We start from the raw sequence: 714 nt of genomic DNA, 5'->3' as shown, positions 1-714 counted from the left end.
CGCTGCTGCTTTTTTCCCGAGGTCATAAACCACCTTCAGGGCAGCCGGACCTATCTGCCCGTTCGTGCCATCGTTATTGATCTCTATGTTGTACTGCGGGGCAAACATCGCCATACCTGAACCACCAATATCCGCCACAACCCCCAGCTTACCGTCAGCATCACGACGCAGTGGCAGAATGGCTTCAGGTCCAGCTTCCCCCATCACACCCGCGCCTTTTGCAAAAGCAAAAAACGTCGGACGGTTAACCACCGTGCCACTGTAACGACTCAAATCAGCAGACTGATAAATCCCCCCATTGGCATTCAGGGAAAGGCTGCTGAGATCAAATCCCAGTATACTGCCAATCCCTTTTATCGATTTCATCATGGTTGCCTGCGCCAGGATTTTCGCCATATCTGACAGCACAGAAGAGGTGAAGGATTTGAAATTGAGTTTGCCGGTAGTGACAAAAGTTGCCAGGCCATTTCCCATGTTGCTGAAGGCTGACGAGAACACCTGTTCTGCTGTTCCTGCCGTATTATCTGCATCCACGGTAAAATCCTGAAATGCACGCAGGACTCCGTTTTTCCAGTTACCCTGCACAACTTCAAGCTGTTGCCAGTAACGGCGATTCTCATTCAGTTGTCGGTTCAGGCTCTCCGTCAGCGCCTGCTCGGCCTTTCTGTAGTCATCCGTGTTATATGTCCCTTTCTGCTCACTATCCCGCCTCAA

At 51.1% G+C, this 714-nt stretch carries 1 protein-coding gene; it reads right to left on the bottom strand.

Translation table 11 applies throughout. The features are described from left to right. Nucleotides 1–714 (bottom strand): phage tail tape measure protein (locus tag FTE26_RS08455; RefSeq protein ID WP_272457546.1); only part of this gene is annotated, 714 nt, incomplete at both ends.

The sequence above is a fragment of the Escherichia sp. S10b genome, from assembly GCF_028421345.1.
Taxonomy (GTDB): domain Bacteria; phylum Pseudomonadota; class Gammaproteobacteria; order Enterobacterales; family Enterobacteriaceae; genus ECMA0423.
This window is presented reverse-complemented; position numbering and strand designations above follow the sequence as displayed.